This window comes from Streptomyces amritsarensis, from assembly GCF_001953875.1.
Classification (GTDB): Bacteria; Actinomycetota; Actinomycetes; order Streptomycetales; family Streptomycetaceae; genus Streptomyces; species Streptomyces amritsarensis.
Map to the genome: position 1 here is coordinate 1 of NZ_MQUR01000198.1, position 893 is coordinate 893.

The 893-nt window shown below is 75.3% G+C and carries 1 protein-coding gene; it reads right to left on the reverse strand.

The annotated features are described in order from the left end of the window. Window positions 1–893: acyltransferase domain-containing protein (locus AVW11_RS38160; protein WP_206281957.1), on the reverse strand; the 893-nt coding region annotated here is incomplete at both ends.

Here is an 893-nt window from a genome sequence, read left to right on the forward strand (position 1 = left end):
CCGCGGGTGGCGACGAGTTTGCAGGCGTCGTCGAGGGAGAGGACGCCGGCGACGTGCGCGGCGGCCAGCTCGCCCACCGAATGGCCGAGCAGGTGGTCGGGGGTCAGCCCGTAGTGCTCCACCAGCCGGAACAGCGCCACCTCGACGGCGAACAGCGCGGGCTGGGTGTACTGCGTCCGGTCCAGGAGCGCGGCCTGCTCGCTCCCCTCCTCGGCGAGGATCAGCTCCTTGAGCGACCGGCCCAGGTGGACGTCCATCCGCGCGCAGACCTCGTCGAAGGCGCGGGCGTAGACGGGATGGGTGGCGTACAGCTCCCGGCCCATGCCGGCACGCTGACTGCCCTGCCCGGTGAAGAGGAAGGCCAGTCCGTGGGTCCCGGCCGCCCCGTCCGGGTCCCCGGTCACCAGTTGCGGCGCGGATTCACCGCGGGCCAGCGCGTCCAGGCCGGCCAGCAGCGCGGCCGGGTCGTCGGCGAGGACGACGGCACGGTCCGGGAGCGCGGCCCGTGTGGTGGCCAGCGCGTGTCCGATGTCCAGGTGCGGGAGGCCGAAGGCGCCGTCCGCGCCGGCGTCGGCGGCCGAACGCCGCAACAGCGCGGCCTGGGCGCGCAGGCCGTCCGTACCGCGGGCGGAGAGCACCCACGGCAGCGGGGAGGGAACCGCCGTTTCGCGGGCCGGTTCGGGTGCGGTGGCGGGGGCCTGCTCGAGGATGACGTGGGCGTTGGTGCCGCTGATGCCGAAGGAGGAGACCGCGGACCGGCGGGGCCGGTCCGTCTGCGGCCACGGGGTCGCCTCGGTCAGCAGTGAGACCGCGCCGCTCGACCAGTCCACGTGCGGGGTCGGGGCGTCGACGTGCAGGGTGCGGGGGAGGGTGCCGTGGTGCATGGCCATGAC